The organism is Verrucomicrobiota bacterium, assembly GCA_027622555.1.
Taxonomy (GTDB): Bacteria; Verrucomicrobiota; Verrucomicrobiia; order Opitutales; family UBA2995; genus UBA2995.
In genome coordinates, this window is the sequence record JAQBYJ010000034.1 from 1 (window position 1) to 19,253 (window position 19,253).

At 45.7% G+C, this 19,253-nt stretch carries 20 protein-coding genes; 12 read left to right on the forward strand and 8 right to left on the reverse strand.

Annotated elements, in window-relative coordinates:
- Window positions 1-184 precede the first annotated feature (184 nt).
- Window positions 185-931: a class I SAM-dependent methyltransferase gene (locus O3C43_10840; GenBank protein MDA1066990.1), complete on the reverse strand. Its 747-nt coding sequence runs from the start codon at window positions 929-931 to the stop codon at window positions 185-187.
- A gap of 89 nt (window positions 932-1,020) precedes the next feature.
- On the opposite strand from O3C43_10840, the gene rplU reads away from it, so the two are divergent.
- The 3 genes from rplU to O3C43_10855 are packed head-to-tail and all read left to right on the forward strand — an operon-like array spanning window position 1,021 to window position 2,021.
- Window positions 1,021-1,338 carry a 50S ribosomal protein L21 gene (rplU, locus tag O3C43_10845; protein ID MDA1066991.1) on the forward strand — a complete coding sequence of 106 codons (318 nt, stop codon included), beginning with the start codon at window positions 1,021-1,023 and terminating at the stop codon, window positions 1,336-1,338.
- Window positions 1,339-1,340: 2 nt separating this feature from the next.
- Window positions 1,341-1,592 (forward strand): 50S ribosomal protein L27, encoded by a 252-nt coding sequence (gene rpmA, locus O3C43_10850; GenBank protein ID MDA1066992.1) that lies wholly within the window; start codon window positions 1,341-1,343, stop codon window positions 1,590-1,592.
- A 54-nt stretch (window positions 1,593-1,646) separates the two neighbouring features.
- A complete protein-coding gene (locus O3C43_10855) occupies window positions 1,647-2,021 on the forward strand; it encodes a hypothetical protein (GenBank protein MDA1066993.1) in 375 nt (124 codons plus the stop codon).
- Between the two features lie 2 nt (window positions 2,022-2,023).
- On the opposite strand, the gene O3C43_10860 is transcribed toward O3C43_10855, so the two are convergent.
- From O3C43_10860 to scpB, 4 genes are read right to left on the reverse strand one after another with little or no spacing between them, the layout of a single operon-like run.
- On the reverse strand, window positions 2,024-3,067 hold the full coding sequence (locus O3C43_10860) for a Gfo/Idh/MocA family oxidoreductase (GenBank protein ID MDA1066994.1): 1,044 nt from the start codon (window positions 3,065-3,067) through the stop codon (window positions 2,024-2,026).
- Window positions 3,060-3,347 carry a DUF167 domain-containing protein gene (locus tag O3C43_10865; GenBank protein ID MDA1066995.1) on the reverse strand — a complete coding sequence of 96 codons (288 nt, stop codon included), beginning with the start codon at window positions 3,345-3,347 and terminating at the stop codon, window positions 3,060-3,062. Before O3C43_10865 ends, O3C43_10860 begins: the two co-directional genes overlap by 8 nt.
- Window positions 3,344-4,426: a prephenate dehydratase gene (gene pheA, locus O3C43_10870; GenBank protein MDA1066996.1), complete on the reverse strand. Its 1,083-nt coding sequence runs from the start codon at window positions 4,424-4,426 to the stop codon at window positions 3,344-3,346. The genes O3C43_10865 and pheA overlap by 4 nt, the downstream gene beginning before the upstream one ends.
- Window positions 4,427-4,439: 13 nt before the next feature.
- The gene (gene scpB / locus O3C43_10875) at window positions 4,440-5,390 is read right to left on the reverse strand and encodes an SMC-Scp complex subunit ScpB (protein ID MDA1066997.1); all 951 of its coding nucleotides are present in this window, start codon (window positions 5,388-5,390) and stop codon (window positions 4,440-4,442) included.
- Window positions 5,391-5,521: 131 nt separating this feature from the next.
- Here scpB and ilvD point away from each other — a divergent pair, with 131 nt between their 5' ends.
- The 7 genes from ilvD (at window position 5,522) to O3C43_10910 (ending at window position 12,017) form a co-directional block, all read left to right on the forward strand.
- Window positions 5,522-7,222 carry a dihydroxy-acid dehydratase gene (gene ilvD, locus O3C43_10880; GenBank protein ID MDA1066998.1) on the forward strand — a complete coding sequence of 567 codons (1,701 nt, stop codon included), beginning with the start codon at window positions 5,522-5,524 and terminating at the stop codon, window positions 7,220-7,222.
- A 39-nt stretch (window positions 7,223-7,261) separates the two neighbouring features.
- Window positions 7,262-8,833, forward strand: a complete 1,572-nt coding sequence (locus tag O3C43_10885) for a glucose-6-phosphate isomerase (GenBank protein MDA1066999.1) — start codon at window positions 7,262-7,264, stop codon at window positions 8,831-8,833.
- A 24-nt stretch (window positions 8,834-8,857) separates the two neighbouring features.
- A complete protein-coding gene (locus tag O3C43_10890; GenBank protein ID MDA1067000.1) occupies window positions 8,858-9,655 on the forward strand; it encodes a hypothetical protein in 798 nt (265 codons plus the stop codon).
- 8 nt (window positions 9,656-9,663) lie between these two features.
- Window positions 9,664-9,825 (forward strand): hypothetical protein, encoded by a 162-nt coding sequence (locus O3C43_10895; GenBank protein MDA1067001.1) that lies wholly within the window; start codon window positions 9,664-9,666, stop codon window positions 9,823-9,825.
- Window positions 9,826-9,835: 10 nt separating this feature from the next.
- Complete coding sequence (gene rsmI / locus O3C43_10900) at window positions 9,836-10,552, forward strand: 16S rRNA (cytidine(1402)-2'-O)-methyltransferase (protein MDA1067002.1); 717 nt, start codon at window positions 9,836-9,838, stop codon at window positions 10,550-10,552.
- A gap of 2 nt (window positions 10,553-10,554) precedes the next feature.
- Window positions 10,555-11,502 (forward strand): hypothetical protein, encoded by a 948-nt coding sequence (locus tag O3C43_10905; protein MDA1067003.1) that lies wholly within the window; start codon window positions 10,555-10,557, stop codon window positions 11,500-11,502.
- Between the two features lie 92 nt (window positions 11,503-11,594).
- Entirely contained in the window at window positions 11,595-12,017 is a 423-nt protein-coding gene (locus O3C43_10910) for a SufE family protein (GenBank protein MDA1067004.1), read from the forward strand.
- Between the two features lie 13 nt (window positions 12,018-12,030).
- On the opposite strand, the gene O3C43_10915 is transcribed toward O3C43_10910, so the two are convergent.
- Both O3C43_10915 and rmuC read right to left on the reverse strand, forming a co-directional pair.
- On the reverse strand, window positions 12,031-14,535 hold the full coding sequence (locus tag O3C43_10915; GenBank protein MDA1067005.1) for a prolyl oligopeptidase family serine peptidase: 2,505 nt from the start codon (window positions 14,533-14,535) through the stop codon (window positions 12,031-12,033).
- A gap of 84 nt (window positions 14,536-14,619) precedes the next feature.
- Window positions 14,620-15,996: a DNA recombination protein RmuC gene (gene rmuC, locus O3C43_10920; GenBank protein MDA1067006.1), complete on the reverse strand. Its 1,377-nt coding sequence runs from the start codon at window positions 15,994-15,996 to the stop codon at window positions 14,620-14,622.
- Window positions 15,997-16,184: 188 nt separating this feature from the next.
- On the opposite strand from rmuC, the gene O3C43_10925 reads away from it, so the two are divergent.
- The gene (locus O3C43_10925; protein MDA1067007.1) at window positions 16,185-16,967 is read left to right on the forward strand and encodes a tRNA threonylcarbamoyladenosine dehydratase; all 783 of its coding nucleotides are present in this window, start codon (window positions 16,185-16,187) and stop codon (window positions 16,965-16,967) included.
- A gap of 21 nt (window positions 16,968-16,988) precedes the next feature.
- Here the strand turns inward: O3C43_10925 and O3C43_10930 are convergent, their stop codons facing one another.
- Window positions 16,989-17,858 (reverse strand): TatD family hydrolase, encoded by an 870-nt coding sequence (locus O3C43_10930; GenBank protein ID MDA1067008.1) that lies wholly within the window; start codon window positions 17,856-17,858, stop codon window positions 16,989-16,991.
- Window positions 17,859-17,919: 61 nt separating this feature from the next.
- Between O3C43_10930 and lpxI the strand changes: the two genes are divergently transcribed.
- Window positions 17,920-18,768: a UDP-2,3-diacylglucosamine diphosphatase LpxI gene (gene lpxI / locus O3C43_10935; GenBank protein ID MDA1067009.1), complete on the forward strand. Its 849-nt coding sequence runs from the start codon at window positions 17,920-17,922 to the stop codon at window positions 18,766-18,768.
- Window positions 18,769-19,253: the final 485 nt, after the last annotated feature.

The following is a 19,253-nucleotide window of genomic DNA, read 5'->3' on the forward strand; positions in this document are numbered from 1 at the left end:
ATCCCAGCATGATCTAGGTATCCCATTCCAAATGCTCGTCAATCACCGTGCCAAATAAAAATACCGTGATTCCCTTATATGAGCTGGTGAAAAAACTTTGTGTAAGGTATTGTTTTACCTCAAAAACAGATTATTCGGAAAAATCAGTCCAAATCTCAGTTTCTAAAAAGCATTGGGAATAGAACTAGTTTTTAACCGCTAACCAAAATCTGCATTCGTCAGAAAACCGTCGAACGACATACCCCTCGTTTCCCAATTCCTGCCGAAGGTAAGTTTCAATCGAAACAAAACCTTCCTCTTTTAAGAATAATTCCGTCTGCTCTTCACTCGTAGAATGAATATACATTAATCCGAGTTCAGTCGATTCAAGGACATCTCCAAAATCTACTTTCCGATTATCTTGTTTTCCGGATTTCCAAGCGATTTCCTCCAGCGTCCAATGATCCTTTTGATTCGAAAACTTTCGATCATGACCAGTGAAGATATAGGTCCCGTCTTTTTTTAAAACTCGATGAATTTCTTTTAAGGCTTTGCGTCGTTCGATCTCACCCGGAATCATGAAAAATCCATTGAATCCGAAAATTACCCCATCGAAGTAATTGTCAGGCCACGGTAAAGCCCGAGCATCCGCTTGGCGAAATGCAATTCGGGATTGTTTGCTATCCCCAATCAATTGAGCGGACTCAATCATGGCCGCTGAGAAATCGACGGCTTCTACCTGGCCAAACCCTTCCGCTTCCAACCCAAAGGCTATCCTCCCCGTGCCACAACCTAGATCCAATAAATGATCGTTCTTTGAGAATCGATTATTAAAAAGTGTTCTTTCAGAATTCCAAAGTCCGACACGGTGGCCTTCACGGACATAATGAGAAACGACCAATTCGCTCTCAAAATAGGCCTTTGCGATCTTTTCAACAGGATTCTCAGCCATACATTTCGTCCTCAGAAGGAGATTTAATATTTCCTGGAAAAACACTTGATTTTTCGTGAAGGAAATGGAGTCTTATGCGTTTTTTCAAAATGAAAGCAACCATACGCACACAAGGCAGACAGTTCACTGTAACGGAGGGCGACATCCTCATGGTGAACCGGTATTGCGATACCGAAGCCGGATCTGATGTCGAGATCAATGAAGTTTTAGCTGTCGGCGAAGGAGAAAACGCCGTTTTCGGCACACCACTCGTAGAAGGAGCTTCTGTTTCCGCGAAGGTACTTGAAAACAAACGCGGCAAGAAGGTCATCGCTTACAAGAAAAAGCGTCGTCAAGGCTACGAAAGAAAACGCGGCCACCGCCAGGAAATTTCCGTAATTAAGATTGAATCCATCAAATCTGCTTAAACATGGCTCACAAAAAAGGACAATCAACCTCCAGAAACGGTCGCGACAGCAAGCCTAAGATGCTTGGTGTTAAGAAGTATGACGGAGAAACAGTACTCGCTGGCAATATCATCATGCGTCAACGAGGAACAAAATACCATCCAGGCCAAAACATGGGTCTCGGTCGGGATTTCACACTATTTGCCTTGAAAGATGGCAAAGTGAAGTTCGACAAAGCTCATCGTAAAATAAGTATTATAACTGAGGCTGCCTAAAGCTTTCAGTCTGACACTTTCAAAAACCCGTGACTAACGTCACGGGTTTTTTTCATGTCAGAACGTCTATCCAGCCTGAATCAGCAGAAACAACTTATTGAGCAACATCTCCGTTGGTTGGAGCTTGAGATTGCAAAAGAATCTGGTCAATCAGCTGATACGTCTAGTGTAGTTCGCCCAATTGAAAATCTGCCCCCCCCTACTGAGACTATCCCTTTCCCAGCTGTTAAAACTCCCGCAGTCGCACTGGAAACAGAAGAAGGAGAAGTGAAGGTTGAGCAAATTGCTGATAAAATCATTTCCCAATACGGACAATACTCAACAAGCAGGGAAATGGACCCCAAACTCGCCCTGGTCCTATTCTTTGGCGGAATACTTGGATTTATGGCTTTGGCAATTTTTCTCTTTTATTGGTTCGGTTACCGTTAGGTTTATAACCATACCTTCTTACTTCCGTTGGTCCAGGAGTCCCAAACGGCCTGACTAAACCTCATATATCGAACACCTGTTTCGAAGTTCGTCAGCGTGACAGGTTTTCCATCTCGAATAGACCTGACAAAATCTTCCTCAACCCGCCATTCATCGCGCTCGTTCTCAGGTATTTCAACTGCCTCATACTTATTGCTGTTGGTTGCCGAAAACCAAAGCTTACCCGCCGAAAGATCCAACCAAAGTGATCCATTGGAGCCCGATATCCTAACTTCACTACGTTGCACGCTCGAACTTACACCCGAGAACAAGTAGGTTGCCTTAAATCCCTGAGGGAAACGTGCCATCACGGAAAGATTATCTGGAATCAAAACTGTCCGGTGCTGACCGGTTTCGGCATCTTTACGAGCCATGGTCCCGATCAACCCATCGGCGATAACCCATTCCGGATCTGTTTCAACCCATCGAATGAGTGCTTCGTGCATTATCCCCGAAAACAAGGTGTTCACGCCACTCTTCTCGTGATCAAGTCTCCAACTAAAAGGTCCTGCTGGATCGGCCAAAATCCCATTACTGAATTCGACGACGACTTCATACAATAGCCCCAGAAATCCTTCTTCAATCATCCGCAGGATTGTTTTATCAAAATTCAGCGAAAAGGGTGAAGGTACAAGCTGTGAAACCAGCTCTGGATATTGCCTTGAAACAGCGAGCATTTCCTCTGCTTCTTTCAAATTGCGAGCCATTCGTGCTTCAGTAAGCACATGTTTCCCTGACCGAAGGGCAGCGATCGTAGCCTCTGCATGCATATTGGGCCAAGTACCAATCATCACGGCATCAACCTCTGGATCTTCGATAACTTCTCGCCAATCAGCAGCAACTTTTGCGATGCCAAATTTGTCAGCCACTTTTTGGGAGGATTCCAAAGATCGATTACAAACAGAAACTACATCAACACCATCAATAGCCTGAAAACCAGGAATATGTCGTGAACGGGTATTTCCACCGGCACCAATGATGCCGATTCTTAAAGGAGAGTTAGCCATGAATATCTTTTATTTTAAGGAGAACTATAACTTCAGACCTGGTTAGGCCGATAATTCGAATTCGTTTTTGCGGGGAAAATTGGCCGGACTCCAGCACAATTTGTTTTCGCTCAATTTTAAGCACCGCACTGAGGAATGTTATAAGAGCTTTATTAGCTTTGCCATCTTCTGGAACTGCTTGGAGGCGAATCTTTAATGAGGTTCCGAGCCATCCTCCTATTTCCGACTTAGAGGCGTTGGGAACGACTTTGATTGCTAAGACGCAATCACTGGACTTCATGGCTCATTCGGATAACTACCTAGCCACTTTACAATCGGGCAAATCTTTTCCAGTTCCTCGATAGCTTCCTTAACGGGCTCATCCGTAATGTGGCCTATTACGTCGACAAAGAACCAATACTCCCAGGCTTTGATCCTTGAAGGACGGGATTCGATTTTAACCAAATTGATTCCTCGGCGGCTGAAGGGTTCCAGGCATTGTTGCAACGCACCTGGTTTGTCGGGAATTGAAAGAACCAGGCTGGTTTTATCTTTCCCATCACCGACCCGGTCAATGGATTCACTATTGCGACCAATTACTAAAAACCGGGTCACATTGTTGTTCATGTCCTGAATACTCTCGCCGATAATCGGAACTTCGTGTTCCACGGCAGCAAGGGCACTTGCAATCGCCGCAGCTCCCTCTTCCTTGTCAGCGATTTTAACCGCCTCGGCCGTTGAAGACACATCAATGGTTTCCGCTTGAGGAACATGGCGTCGCAACCAACCGCGGCACTGCGCGATTGCTTGGTCTTTGGAATAAACTTTTCTCACATCCTCTAGTTTCGAATGTGAAATCAAATTGTGTTTAATCGGAAGAAATATCTGGGCTACAATTTTTAGATCGGAGCCCACAAGAATATCAAAGGAGTGCAATGAGTGAAAAACGACTCCTTCTGCGGAGTTTTCGATAGGAATAACACCGTAGTCAGCCTCCCCTTTGTCCACCTCTGCAAATACGTCATTGATAGATGCCATGGGACGATACTCCATACTATCACCAAATTGTTTGACGGCGGCCTGGTGCGTGAAAGTTGCCTTTGGTCCCAGGAAAGCAATACGGATCGATCGTTGAAGCGCATAATTCCCTGAGATGATTTCACGATAAATACCCTTGAGGGCATCATTCCCAATGGGTCCTTCATTCAAAGCAATCACTTTTTCAAACACTTCCGCCTCACGCTTGGCATCAAAGACCGGTTTCCCGGAAGCCGCCTTTTCCTTACCGATTTCAGCGGCAATAGAAGTACGCTCATTAATGAGCCGAATAATCTCTCGATCAAGACTATCAATGCGTTTCCTATGTTCTTCCAGGCTCATTTAACAGGGTAAATTATTCACCAACAGGTTTGTTGTCTTCATCAACTTCTTCAATCACAACTTCGTCAGAAGTGTCATTTTCGACTTCGACCTGGTCGATCGTGCTCTCATTAAGTTCCACGTCATCGCCAACTTTTTTCGCTGCAACTTCGTAAATAGGATCATCAGGTGAATGGAGGTCCAATTCATCCTGATCAACCTCAGTAGCAATTTTAGCAGCTTGGTATTCTACATCTTCGTCATCATTGGAAGGCAAACCTACGTCTGAATCGCTGAGGTGATCTGGCTCCTGGGCCTTTTTTATCCAATCATCGAGCTGCATTGGAGAAAGTACATCCGTACTGGGCAGTTCGTCCAAACTGGTAATCCCAGTGAATTCGAGAAATTTATCCGTAGTGCCATACTGAACAGGACGTCCAGGTAACTCTGCTCTACCGATTACATAAACCAATTCGTACTCAACCAGTTTCTGAAGCGAACTATCCACAGCCACACCACGTATCGACTCCATTTCGGAACGAGTTACCGGCTGCCTATAGGCAATAATTGCCATAGTTTCCATCGCAGCCTGACTGAGACGCATAGGCTTAGGGTCCTCCCTCAGTAATCGCACCCAAAAACCAAGGCCCGACTTCACCACAAGCCGAAAACCCAAATTGGTTTCCTGTATTTCATAAACAGCGTCACTTTCGGCGAGTTCGGAAGAAATAGTCGAAAAAGCCTCCCGAATCTGCGTGCTGGTAATAAGGGCTGGAACTTCATCCAACAGCTCGACAGGAAATGGCAAATGCGTTTCCAAAACGGATTCTCCATCTTCAGGCAATTTAACCCGAATTTTTTCTGCCTGATCGTGAAAACGGGAGATCACAGCCTGTATATCTTTAATACTCAAAGGTTCTGAAGTGGAGAAAAGTAGCGCCTCCAATACTTTGCACAAATTGAACTGAGTTGAGACTTCGGTCATAATCCTTGCAAACAGCTGTTTGCTGTCGCCTTTTAGGTTGTAGTTTAAAATTAAATTTTCGAAAGTGCCGATTCGTAAAGACTGCCATTTCGCAGGTCAAAAGCATTTCAAACCCAAACGTATTACAAGCTTTGAATCACTCTAGTTCAGATCCAAAAAACCGTCCATTCTCATCCATAGTCGTTGATGGCAATCATCGCGCACCTAATCGTTCCATGCTGAGAGCAGTTGGATTTGGTGATGAAGATTTCAAAAAACCTCAGGTAGCCATCGCATCAACCTGGAGCATGGTTACCCCCTGCAACATGCATATCAACCTATTGGCCAAGGAATCGGTCCGTGGTGCTGACGATGCTGGAGGGAAAGGCGTAGAATTTAACACCATCACCGTTTCCGACGGAATTTCCATGGGAACCAAGGGCATGCGGTATTCCCTCGTGTCACGGGAAGTCATCGCCGATTCCATTGAAACCGTTGTATGCGCCGAAGGAATGGATGGATTGGTTGCCATTGGTGGTTGCGACAAAAACATGCCCGGATGCATGATGGCCATTGCACGTATGAATCGTCCGGCCGTATTTGTCTATGGTGGCACGATCATGCCGGGTATTCACAAGGAACAACCCATAGACATAGTAAGTATCTTTGAAGCTGTTGGAAAACATGCCCGAGGTGAGATCGACGATGCCGAGCTCAAACAGATCGAGTGCAACGCCATCCCTGGGCCTGGATCATGCGGAGGCATGTACACAGCAAATACCATGGCATCAGCGATTGAAGCTCTGGGAATGAGTTTGCCGAATAGCTCGGCGCAGGCAGCTATTTCAGACGCCAAGAAAATGGACTCCTATGACGCGGGAGTCGCCGTACTCAATTTGATTAAAAAGGACATCAAGCCCCGTGACATCCTCACAAGAAAAGCGTTTGAAAATGCCATCGTCACCTGTATTGCTCTTGGTGGTTCAACCAATTTGGTACTGCATCTTTTAGCTATCGCTCACTCCGCGGAAGTGGATCTGAGTCTGGACGATTTTAAAGAAATCGGGGAACGCGTTCCCCTACTCTGCGATGTTAAACCGTTTGGTCGCGTCACCATGTCGGAGCTAATCAAAATTGGTGGTATCCGTCCGTTAATGAAAATGCTACTTGATCGCGGCATGCTACACGGCGACTGCCTCACCGTTTCCGGGCTTACCATGGCGGAAACCTTAGCCGACGTCGCACCGTATCCTGAAGGACAAGACATTGTTCGCGACTGGGATAATCCCATTAAGCCCCAAAGCCATTTGCGCATTCTCAAAGGCAATCTCGCTCCAACAGGGGCGGTAGGGAAAATCACGGGTAAAGAAGGTCTCTATTTTAAAGGAACCGCAAAGGTGTACGAAGGCGAAGAAGCTGCCCTGGACGGAATATTGAAGGGCGATGTGGTTAAAGGAAATATCGTCGTCATCCGTAATGAAGGTCCCGTAGGAGGACCTGGCATGCGAGAAATGCTTTCCCCTACTTCAGCGGTTGCAGGTCGTGGCCTTATCATGGATGTCGCACTCATTACCGATGGCCGTTTTTCAGGTGGAAGCCACGGATTTGATGTCGGCCACATAACCCCGGAGGCCGCCTTGGGAGGTCCGATTGGTGTGGTAAAAAATGGAGATGAAATCGAAATCGATGCCGTAAAAAACACCATTCAACTTCTCATCTCAGATGAAGAACTTGAGAATCGTATGGGAAACTTTCAGCCATCTGGCTCACCAGTCAAACGAGGCGTTCTTGCAAAATACGCGAAGACAGTGACTTCAGCCTCTTTAGGTGCAGTTACCGATAAAGGTCTGTAATCAATACTTCGAGACATTACTTTTTTACCTAATTTATTTATGAGCTGGTCTCGATTTAAACAGTATTACTATAACAATCCGGACATTGGTTTTGCGATGGACATTAGCCGGATGAATTTCGGCGATGATTTCCTTCCAACTATGGAACCGGCGATCCTGGAAGCATACCAGGCGATGGAAGCTTTGGAAAAAGGGGCAATCGCAAATCCCGATGAAAATCGGATGGTCGGACACTACTGGCTACGAGCTCCAGAACTTGCACCCACAAAGGAAATTTCAAATGAAATCAGTGAAACGCTTGAATCCATAAAATCTTATGTGAAAAAGATTCACCGGGGCGAAATCGAAGGCCAAACCGGTTCCTTTCAAAACTGTCTGATTATTGGAATCGGCGGATCTGCATTGGGTCCACAATTTGTTGCTCAAGCACTAGGAGAACCTGAAGGCGATCAACTCGCACTTTACTTTTTTGACAATACCGACCCTGACGGTATCGACAGAACATTGGCGACTCTCAGTTCTGAATTAGGGGAAACCCTGTGTGTCGTAATCTCAAAATCTGGCGGTACCCCAGAAACCAGAAACGGGATGTTGGAAGCCCAACGAGCATACGAGGAATCGGACCTTGATTTTTCAAAGCACGCAATAGCCATTACGGGTGAGGGATCAAAACTCGATGCGGTTGCCACTGAAGAAGGATGGCTTAAACGGTTTCCCATGTGGGATTGGGTCGGCGGAAGAACGAGTGAATTGGCGGCCGTAGGATTGATTCCCGCGGCATTACAAGGTATTGATATTGATAAGTTCCTTTCAGGTGCAAAAACCATGGACGCCTTAACACGCAGTACTGAGACCGCAAACAATCCAGCCGCTCTTCTCGCCTTGATGTGGTTCTATGCAACTGATGGAAAAGGGAACAAAGACATGGTCATTCTTCCTTACAAAGATCGCCTCCAATTGTTTTCAAAATACCTGCAACAATTGATCATGGAGTCCCTTGGCAAAGAATTTGATCTAAAGGGAAATGTCGTGAACCAAGGTATTGCCGTTTACGGAAACAAAGGCTCTACCGACCAGCACGCTTATATCCAGCAGCTCCGCGAAGGAGTTCATAATTTCTTTGTGACATTTATTGAAGTGCTCAAAGACCGCGATCAACCCGAACTGGAGGTAGAGGAAGGCATCACCGCGGGCGATTACTTAAAGGGATTTCTACTCGGAACTCGATCAGCACTTCACGAGAATGGTCGCCAATCTATATCGATCACTGTCAACGAAATCAATCCATTCACTGTGGGAATGCTCATCGCCCTCTACGAACGTGCAGTTGGATTGTACGCTTCTTTGGTCGGTGTAAATGCCTATCATCAGCCTGGAGTTGAAGCCGGTAAAAAAGCAGCTGTTGGAATTCTCGAACTTCAAAAGTCAGTTGTAGGCTTTCTAGACTCCAAACATGGAAACACTTTCAATGTAGAAGAAATCGCTGAAGCGATCAATCAAAGCGATCAAGCTGAGCTAATCTACAAGATTTTGGAACATATTGCAGCCAATCCCTCGCGCGGTATTCAACAAACCGGCTTTGGAGTTGAATCGAAATTCGGGCTTACCTAATTTACCGGATTACTATTAATCCTCATGAATATAACCCTACTGCTGCGAATCATTACTTTGGTGGCAGTAGTAACTTCCGGGTTCCTGTTCTTCCAGATTAGAACCCAAAAGGAACGTTTGGCTGACAATCTCAATCAATCGAGAATAGCACTACAGGATAAACTTAAAGAATCTGCTGCATTACAATCTCGCGTTACCAAAGCGGAGGCGGCGAGCGGTGAACTTAATAAACTAAGGGAAGAAGCTGAGATCGTTACCGGAGGTCTCAAAGATCAGTTGGAAGACTTATCGCAAAAAGCAAACGAAGAAAAGCTGGCCCGCGTACGATCGGAAAGCGAAAACATAAGACTCAACGAAGCAAACAGGGATCTTCAAAGAGAAATCAATAGGCTGAAAGGATCCATTCCTCCACAGAATTGGCGCGAACAACTCAACATTTTGCAGTCAAGAGCTCTCGAGCTGGAAGCCGAAAACGCGACTCTCAAAAACTCACTGCCCTCGAATCCTCAAACTTCAACCTCTAGGGAAAGTCCGACTCGACCGACTCAAAATCCTGCAATACAGAACCAAACTCCCGTTGGAGAAGTCATACGAATCGGACCCGATGGTTCATTTGCCATTATCAGTTACGGTCGTAAATCGGGTGCAGCCGAAGGCCAAACACTCACCATTCACCGAAATCAACAAACGGTTGCCTTGCTCAAGCTTACTCAAATCACAAATGATTTCAGTATTGCCCAGATACTTTCCTCTACTAACACTGGTAAAAGTTTAAGTGTTCCGGATATTCAAATCGGAGATAAGGCTCACTTGGAATTGTAATCAGAATCATGAAAATTGTTCGCATCATCTTAGCAATCATCGTCACTTCAACCGGACTCATTATGTTAACTGGTTGTAAGGAAAAAAGCCCTTACGATACTTCCATCCCCTGGAGTCGTCCGGCGGACTGGGAAAATCAATTACCAGGTGTAGGAAATCCTGGCGCTTGATTGGCCGACTATGACCCAGAGTGAAGGGAATGAACTCCCATTGGCTTCTGGCCTGTATCTGGTAGCTACTCCAATCGGCAATTTGGGAGACATTTCAAAAAGAGCCCTTGAAATACTCAAGCGGTGCGATCTGATTGCATGCGAAGATACGAGGACTTCAGGGAAACTGCTCAAACACTTTGAGATAAAGAAGCCTCTCATCAGCTACCACGAGCATAACGAAATTCATCAAGCTTCTGTGCTCGCCGATAAAATCGATGCAGGATCCTCAATCGCGCTGATTTCAGACGCAGGCACCCCAGCTGTTAGCGATCCAGGATTCCGGCTTGTCCGGGAATGCCGTAAGCGCAACTTAAACGTTTCGCCTATTCCGGGTCCATCTGCCGCGTTGGCGGCCCTGTCTGTATCCGGCCTTCCCTCCGACTCCTTTACTTATGTTGGATTTCTACCTGCGAAGTCCGCAGCGAGAAAACGTTTTTTCAATGAGATAAAGGACACTTCCAGAACTCATATTGTTTTCGAATCCAATCACAGGATTCTCAAGTTTCTAAATGACTTCCTGGAAATACTCGGACCCGACCACGTTCTTTGTGTGGCTCGTGAGTTGACTAAATTGCACGAAACCATTTTTACCGGACCAGCGGTTGAAGTTATCGAATCCGTTAAACAACGATCTACAAAGGGTGAGTTTGTCGTGGTTATAGCTCCACGGAGCTTTGATCTTTAGCTATGAACATCCCTTTTGGAACAAGAGCTGCGGCTCTCGATATTGGCAGTAACACCTTAAAAATGTTGGTCGTTGAAAAGACCCCAGACGGATTAAAAGCAATTGCTCAAAGAACCAGTGAAACACGAATCAGCCAGGGAATCAGCAAAGCCACTCCGGAATTGTCTGAGGAAAGCATGGTCAGGGCGGTAAAAGTTGTCGGCGAGTTGTATCGCGAAATGCAGGAACATAATCCTGCCTTTACACGAATCGTGGCAACCAGTGCGGTGAGAGATGCGAGTAATCGCTCCGAATTTCAAGCCAGGATCCTGGCAGAAACAGGACATGCCGTTGACGTTATTTCTGGAGAGGAAGAAGCAACATTGATTGGCCGAGGGGTTCTCACAGATCAAGCTCTAGGAAATCAAAAGGAAATCATGATTTTTGATATGGGTGGCGGTAGCGTGGAATGCATCTACCTGAAGAATCGTCAAATCCAAGTCGCCAAGAGTTTGCCTCTCGGTGGCGTCCGACTCCTTGAGCACCACGTCACAAATTCTACTTTAGCACTAACTGAGTCAGAAAAACAAAGCGTCATTGATTCCGTTCATAAACAAGTCGCCGGCCTGGATATAGAACTCGAAGACGCTTCAAAGGCCTTAGTGGTTGGGGCTGGTGGCACTTATGTGGCCTGTAGAGCCATATTAGCTAACCGCCATGGAAATTCGCTGGAAGACAGCAGTCCCTATCTAACTTTGAATGACCTTCAATCGATTTTCGATGAGGCTTCGAGTTATAACCTGGAAGAAAGACTCAGGATGCCGAAATTGCCGCCCAACCGGGCAGATGTATTTCCGGTGACGCTTTTAGCCTTGATAACGCTTGGACGATGGGCCGGAGTTTCACAGTTTTACCATTGCTACCACAGCCTGAGATACGGGGTTGCCGACATATTACTCGAAGACGCTTAAAAAGCAGACAACGCCTTTGCACTTCAGTAGTTGTTTAAATGTAACCTTGCGTTTCTGAGAAAGGTTCATTCGCTTTCTTCGACTTTAATACCATGACTATTCTGGAAAAGAGAGACCGCATTATTGAAGAGATGTCTTTATTCGACGACTCCTACGAACGGTTTGCTTATGTAATAGAAAAAGGGAAAAAAGCTGAGAACTTGCCTGAAGAATTCAGGACTGAGGCATTTCGCATCGAAGGATGCATGTCCAACTTGTGGTTGATTCCAGAATTTAAAGACGGACTCTGCTACTACCGATCCGATTCAGATTCACCGATTACCCGCGGTGTCACCCATCTCCTTTGTGGTTTGTACAGCGGACACTCACCTGAAGATATTTTGAGTGTTGATCCTGTGTTTTTGTCTGAAGTTGGGATTACTCAACATTTGTCCAGCAACCGGAGAAATGGATTAGCCAATGTAACCTCAAAGATCCTTGGCTACGCAGAATTTCAAAAATCAAAATCTGCCTAAGCCGGGGTTAACGCTAATTTTCCTCTGAATTTTCCGCGGCACCATTGGATATATTAATAATATCCGAATCAGAAGCCATGGGATTAACAGGTGTATAAATCGGGCCTTTCACATAGAGTTCTAACCAACGCTCCATTTCCCAAAGCATATGCTCAATAGACTTATCTCCGCGAACAGTATGACCTTCGTTGGTAAATATTACCAACCTGGAAGAATGACCAAGTCCATTAAGCGCCTGGAATAGACGTTCACTTTGTAAAGTAAATGTCCCGGGATTTTCGTCTTTCTCACCGTGTAATAACAAAAGGGGTTCGTTGATTCCGCTTGCTGCCAAGAAAGGAGACATGCTCAAGTATGAGCGTGGCGCTTGCCATAGATTCCGTTCTTCAGATTGAAATCCAAACGGAGTCAATGTTCGATTAAAAGCACCACTTCGAGCAATTCCTGCGCAAAACAAGTCGGTATGAGCCAATAAGTTGGCAGTCATAAATGCCCCATAGCTGTGTCCGCCAATGGCGATAGCCCCGTTTTCGCTAATCCCCTCATCAACCAATTCATTAACAAGGGCTTCGGCCGAATCAATCAATTGAGCAATGAAGCTATCGTTCGGGTCTCCCCTTTTATGTCTAACAATTGGTATAGCCGGATCATCCACTACGGCATATCCTTTAAGCGCCCAAATAACGGGTTGATTCCAACGACCATCCACAAACTGGTTGGAAGAATTAGATACCTGGCTGGCGTTGGATGCATTTTGATAAGCCCGGGGGTATGCCCATACCAGCGTTGGGAGCGGACCATCCCGTTCTATATCGTACCCGGGAGGTAAGAATAAATTGGCAGTTAATGCTACCCCATCCTCTCGTTTATAGCGCAATTGCTTGCGACCAACGGCTTCGAGCATCGGATAAGAATTCTTTTCGTGTGTCGACTGCACATGAAATTTATCCTTAGGATTCCACAAAAAGTAATTGGGTGGCATATGAACCGATTCCCTGCTTACCAACAATTCAACTTTATCAGCATCCAAAACGGTAATGACGTTTTCGTAGAAAGTGTCCCCGGATCGGAACAGGCGTTTCTTGCGTTTTGTAGTGAGATTGAATTTATCTAGAAAAGGTCGGTCCCCTACCAAGGATGCGCCGTCGCCTGATAAAAAAGCATGGTCCCCCGAGGAGTCGGTTGTAAGTACTGGAAACCCGAACTGATTGTATGAAAATAATGGCAAGCCCGGATACCGATAACGATCCCCCAATTCGTAATGCAACAGGCGGCGATGAGCAGCAGTCGGATCAGAAGGATTGAATGCTAACAAACTCAGCTTTCGATCAACCCAATCCCAGGAAATTAATAACGCCCTATCCTCTTGGTCCCACAATATATTGCCAAAACGATTTCCTATCGCAGCTATCAATTCAGGTGCATCAGTGAAAGGAGCTTCATGGCTGTAAATATGTTCTCGAACCTTTGCTGCCTGATAGGGATTTCCACCATCTTGTGCCTCAACCCAAACCAAAGTGGCAGGCTTGTCAGAGCGCCATTGAAATTCACGTGCGCCCCGGCGAACGGATCCGCCACCATAAGGTAAATATTCAGCCAGAGGAGAAGAAGCTGCCACCTGAATCTCTCCGTTACGTAGGTCCCAAATCTCAACATCGTAGGCAAATTGCTCCTGGTTCACCAAGTATGACCAGGGTTTAACAAGTCGTTCAACCATCAGGTAATTTCCATCGGGAGACTCCCTAAAATATCGATATATTCCAGGCTCACCAATGGGCTCCTCACTTCCATCCAAACCGATTCTAACCACCTGCGATTCGAAAAAGTATTCGAACAATTCAACATCATTCTGATTCCTCAAAACGCCTTGATGAGTTTGAGCAGGGAGGGCTTCATCCCCGGTCTCACGAACAAGCACAGTTTCAGGAAACTCCGCAGGCAGCGGTCGTGGACCCAGATCACCCGGAACCGTTTTTACCAAAATGGAATGGCTATCGCTTGCCCAATAAATCATGTGATCCATTCCCGCGTGAATGGGTAACTCGCTTAAGTTAGTTGTCTTTCCTGTTTCGGCCTTTACGTACCATAATTCAGTTCTCGACTCTCTCTCGAGCAACAATGCCAATCCATCTCCATTGGGTGACCACTGAACTTGAAGAATAATGGGTGAATCCGCGAATCCATCAGGATGAATCTCAACTCCGGAGTAAATATCAACTATTGAGAAACTTTGCGCATACAAGCGTCTACTCCTTGCCCGCGTTTCGGCATACATATAAAAACCGGCTAATTCAAGTTCTTCTCTGGCCAGGTATTTCATCGAGACTTGATTCTCCATATCAAGCTTCACCAGTCGCCTCCTGGTTGGGTCAGGACTAAAGAACGGCATCCAAGGTTGCTGAATAATATCCGAAATTTCCTTAGACGGGCTCCGAAAATCAATCTCCGGGTTTACGGAAGCTGAGAATGCGCCGCTAAAGGTCAGTGAAATACAGAAAATCAGCAGTTGTCGAAACATAGAGTAAAATATTCTTTCGTCTAATCAGATTCTAATTTGATCAATATATTCCGATTTAGGCCAGTCTTTGATTAACCTACTTAACTATTCTTCTTCCAATTCCGGGGATTTCAACGCACGGGGGATGACCTCCAAAATGGGAGCTTCACCAATAGCTTTCTTGGATAATTCAATAGGTAATTCCTGCAGTTTACGTGCGGAAACCAGGACACGCGTTTCCAGGTTGTTGACCGCTTTATTGTAGTTTTCCACAGCCGACCTCAGTCCTTTCCCTACAGCGGCCCAGTTGGTGGCAACATCAGATACACGCTCATAAATCTCTTTTCCAAGCTTACTTATTTCACGCGATTGCAAGGCGAGGTTCTCCTGACGCCAGCCGTAAGCCACCACCTTTAGCAAAGCGATCAACGTGGTGGGTGTAGCCAGAATAACTTTGTTTTGAACACCCTCATCAATGAGACCTGGCTCAACTTCTAAAGCAGCGCTGAAATAACTTTCACCCGGTAGAAACAGAACAACAAACTCGGGAGTATTTTCAAATTGTTCCCAATACGCTCTACTCCCCAGATCCTTGATATGCGCCCGAATATGCCGGGCGTGATCTTTCATCCGGGCATTTTTATCTTCCTTATTGTCCGCTTCCAATGCAGCGAGAAACCCTTCGAGAGGTGCCTTTGCATCAATAATGATCTTCTTGTCACCTGGCAGGTTTACGATCATGTCCGGTCGGGCTCGCGACCCGTCTTCCCGGTTTGAGCTTTGCTGCTGGTCGAAATCGCAGTGTTCCAGCATGCCGGCCAGCTCTACCACCTTCTTTAACTGAATTTCTCCCCAACTTCCACGCACACGAGGAGTATTCAGCGCTCGAGAAAGATTCACGGTTTCAGTTCGCAAACGAATCTGACCCTCAGCAAGGGAAATTACCTGTTCTTTTAACGCTTCGTAAGTTCCAACCCGTGCTTTTTCGATTTCTCCAACTTTTTCGCCAAATTGTTTAAGTGACTCATTAATTGGTTTAAGCAACGATTCGATGGCCTGCTTTCGTTGGTCCAATTCCCCCTTGGACTTCACCTGTTGAGTGTTCAGATGTTCTTTCGCGAGCTCGAGAAATGATTGGTTGTTCCGTTTAAGGGCGTCTCCTGACAAAGCCTTGAACACATCCGAAAACCGTTTTTCCAAATCCTCGAAGACCTGTTCCTTTTCTAGATGACTTTTTCGTTCACCTTCCAAACGTGTTTCAAGCGTAGTTGCTTCCGTCTTGGCTACATTCAGTTTCTCAAGCAAGGCCTGTTGTTCACCCTTAAGCGTATCAAATGCAAAATTAAGCTTTTCAAACTCTTCTTCCTTAAGTCGGACACGCTCAGCCAGGAGTAGTTTGTCAGAGCGTAGTATTAAATAAATAACGACACCACTCAACAGAACACCCGCGATAAATGCAGTTACCGGTAGCAGCCAGTCCATAAGCAAAAAACTATCAGCAGAGCCTTTTGCTTTGTAAACTTTAAATACCTATTTCCGAACAAAGGCTATCTCTTCGCTTAAAAGCTCCAAGGTTTTGATATTTGAAAAAGATACTACTAAGTGGTCCACTCAAAATTGTTTTGCCAATAACTGATTCTCTCATGATTAAAACTTAAAAACTAACTGGAATGGAAAACACTAAGGAACGCTTTGGTGGCATAGAGAGGCTATACGGGAAGGCACAAGCAAGAGTTCTGGCGAACGCCCATATAGCTATTGTTGGCATTGGTGGGGTTGGTTCCTGGACAGCTGAAGCCCTCGCCAGATCTGGAATTGGAAAACTTACCCTCATCGACATGGACGAGGTTTGTGTTACCAACACCAATCGGCAGGTACATGCGGAAACCAATACCGTTGGTCTTATGAAGACTTCCGCGATGACGCGCAGAATCCAATCCATTCACCCCGAATGCGAGGTCATTGAAGAAAATCGGTTTTTTACCGAATCCACTGCCGATACGCTTCTGAATGGAAACTTTGATTGCGTGGTTGATGCGATAGATGACCGTAAAAATAAAAGTCTGTTACTCGCGCGCTGCAGATCTAGAAAGATTCCGGTGATCACTACTGGAGGTGCTGGCGGACTGAAAGATCCGACCAAGGTTCAAGTTGCAGACATCACAAAAGCATATAACGATCCCCTGCTGGCTGTCGTTCGAAGAATACTTCGCAAAGATTATGGTTTTTCCCGAAACCTAAAACGGTCGTGGGGAATTCCCTGCATCTTCTCCTCTGATATGCCTGTGTATCCAGACAACGAAGGGAATCTGTGTAGTAAGAAACCAGACAATGCAGAACTTAAGCTGGATTGTGACACGGGGTTCGGAACTGCAAGTTTTGTTACCGGAACTTTTGGTTTTCAAGCTGCCGCCAAGGCTATTGAAATAGTCCTGCGAAAGGCAAACACCTAAGAATTTATAGGCAACGACTATTTATGTTGCCTGCTTTTCAACCCTGACTTCGCCGAACAAGTTCTCAAAGTTCTTCGCAACTTGAGCGGTGAATTGATCGAGAGGTTGACCAAGCAGTTTGGCCAAACCTTCATAAACGGCTCCAATATTTCCAGGATGGTTGACAGCTTTACCTTCGCCATCTTCAGGCAATAGATATTCAGCTAACTCTTCTGGCAGCATTTGCGAGGGTCCGTCCGTTTCAACTAATATCCGCTCAATCGGAATGGTCTGGAAGGTAGCTTGGGCTTTCTGTTTGTGCTTCAATAAAAAATGGCCGCTAAAGGAAAAATAACAACCGAGCTCGACAAGCTTAGGCACCACTTCAATTGAGCCGCTAAAGCTATGCAGCAAAACCCCGTTGGAAGGCAAAGGCTCCTCTTCAAGTATTTCCAGCATCTTGCCCCACGCATTTAAACAATGAATACTCGCTGGAACATTTTTTCGGGCGGCTAAGCGTAACTGTTTCTGGAATACTTCAATCTGATCATCGAAATCGTGGTGTTCAATCCGTCTATCCAATCCAATCTCACCAATGTATCCATGATAATGATCAATACAGTATTCAAGGTTTCCAAACCAATGCTGCGACCGGTTAAATATTCTCCATGGATGCACTCCAAAGGCGGGTTTCACAAAGGGAAACATTTCCGCAAGTTGACCAACCCCTTCCCAGTCACCTTCCTCGGTGCCATTGACGACAATACGCTCGACCCCTAGTTTTGCATACACTTTTGACAAAGTCGCTAATACCGATTTCAGCCGGGGATCCTGCAGGTGTAAGTGACTGTCGTAAAGTGGCACGAATATATCCTCAATTAAGTAAAAGCTGACGGAAAGCTTTATTTTCATTTAATAATGAAACATCAATTTTCTTTGGACACCGTCTTATAAATCTAAAACATCCTCCACAGTGTCAGATGTCCTATCACAGTTTCTTCCCAAAGGTTTTCAGCCAGAGGACGGTATATGTTTAATTGCAGGCAAAGAGTTATACCCGGAGCTTATTGCACGACGTATGCGTTCATTGGGTGTTCGCACAACTTTGGTCGCTTACGAAGGTGAAACCCGCGATAGCCTTTACGAATCCTATCCTGAACAAGATCGCATTCGAATAAAAGTCGGCAAACTCGGCAAAATGCTGAAAACGCTGAAATCTTATAACGTAAGGTGGGCACTGATGGCCGGTCAAATTACACCAGGGCGTTTGTTCAAAGGCTTATACCCGGATTTTAAGGCCGTCGCTTTGCTAGCCAAATTGAAGGAGAAAAACGCAGAGACAATCTTTACAGCCATCTCCAACGAAATTGCTAACCTAGGCGTTGAGTTACTGGATGCACGAGCGTTTCTAGATGACCAATTGGCGAGCCCTGGCCCAATGACGCCGATTAAAAAAAAGGTGCGTCCAGAGTTCATCGAGCATGGGATTGAAATCGCCAAAGAAATTGCCCGCCTCGATATAGGCCAGGGGGTTGTCATCAGAAAAGGTACTGTAGTTGCGGTGGAAGCTTTCGAAGGCACGGATCGCATGTTGAAAAGAGCCGGTTCATTTCAAACCAATCAATTGGTCTTTATCAAAACTGTAAAACCCGGACAGGACTACCGCTTTGATGTTCCGGTCTTCGGAATGCGTACTCTCGAGGTTATGAAAGAAGCAGACATTTTGCATGCCTACCTGGAAGCCCATAAGACGATTATTCTCGAAAAGGAGAAGGTTCTCAAAACCGCATCTAAGTGGGGAATACAAATTGTAGGCTACTAGGTAGCACTACTGCCGAAGAACCTCACTTGCTCCAATTAACAAGACGGCACTTCCTCCCCCTATTACTGGGAAAACCCAGATAATTCTCGTACCCCACCGGAATGATAGGCGAGGAAAGAAGTACCGCCTGCTGTTAAAGCACAGGTAAATCCCTGGCTTTGTTAAAAACACCTAACTAAGGGAAAAAAGTATTCGTCGAGGGTTATGAAGAACGATTCAGAATGATTCCTTCGCAGGTTTTTTACAAACGGAGCACCGGAAAGTCGGGGTTATGGTATCCGTACAGAAAAAAGCCCCCGAAGGGGCAATGTTGTATCCACTTAAGTGGCGTATGCTTCAGTTGCCTTGTGGCCTTTGATGATAAAGTGGGTGCTTTCCTCTAAAATTTTTGTCTTCCGATTTACGGCCTGACAGCCATTTCAAAGGGTCAAACTCCCGTCATAAAGAACTAAAGGATTAAGGCGTTCGTTGCACTTCGTTCACAG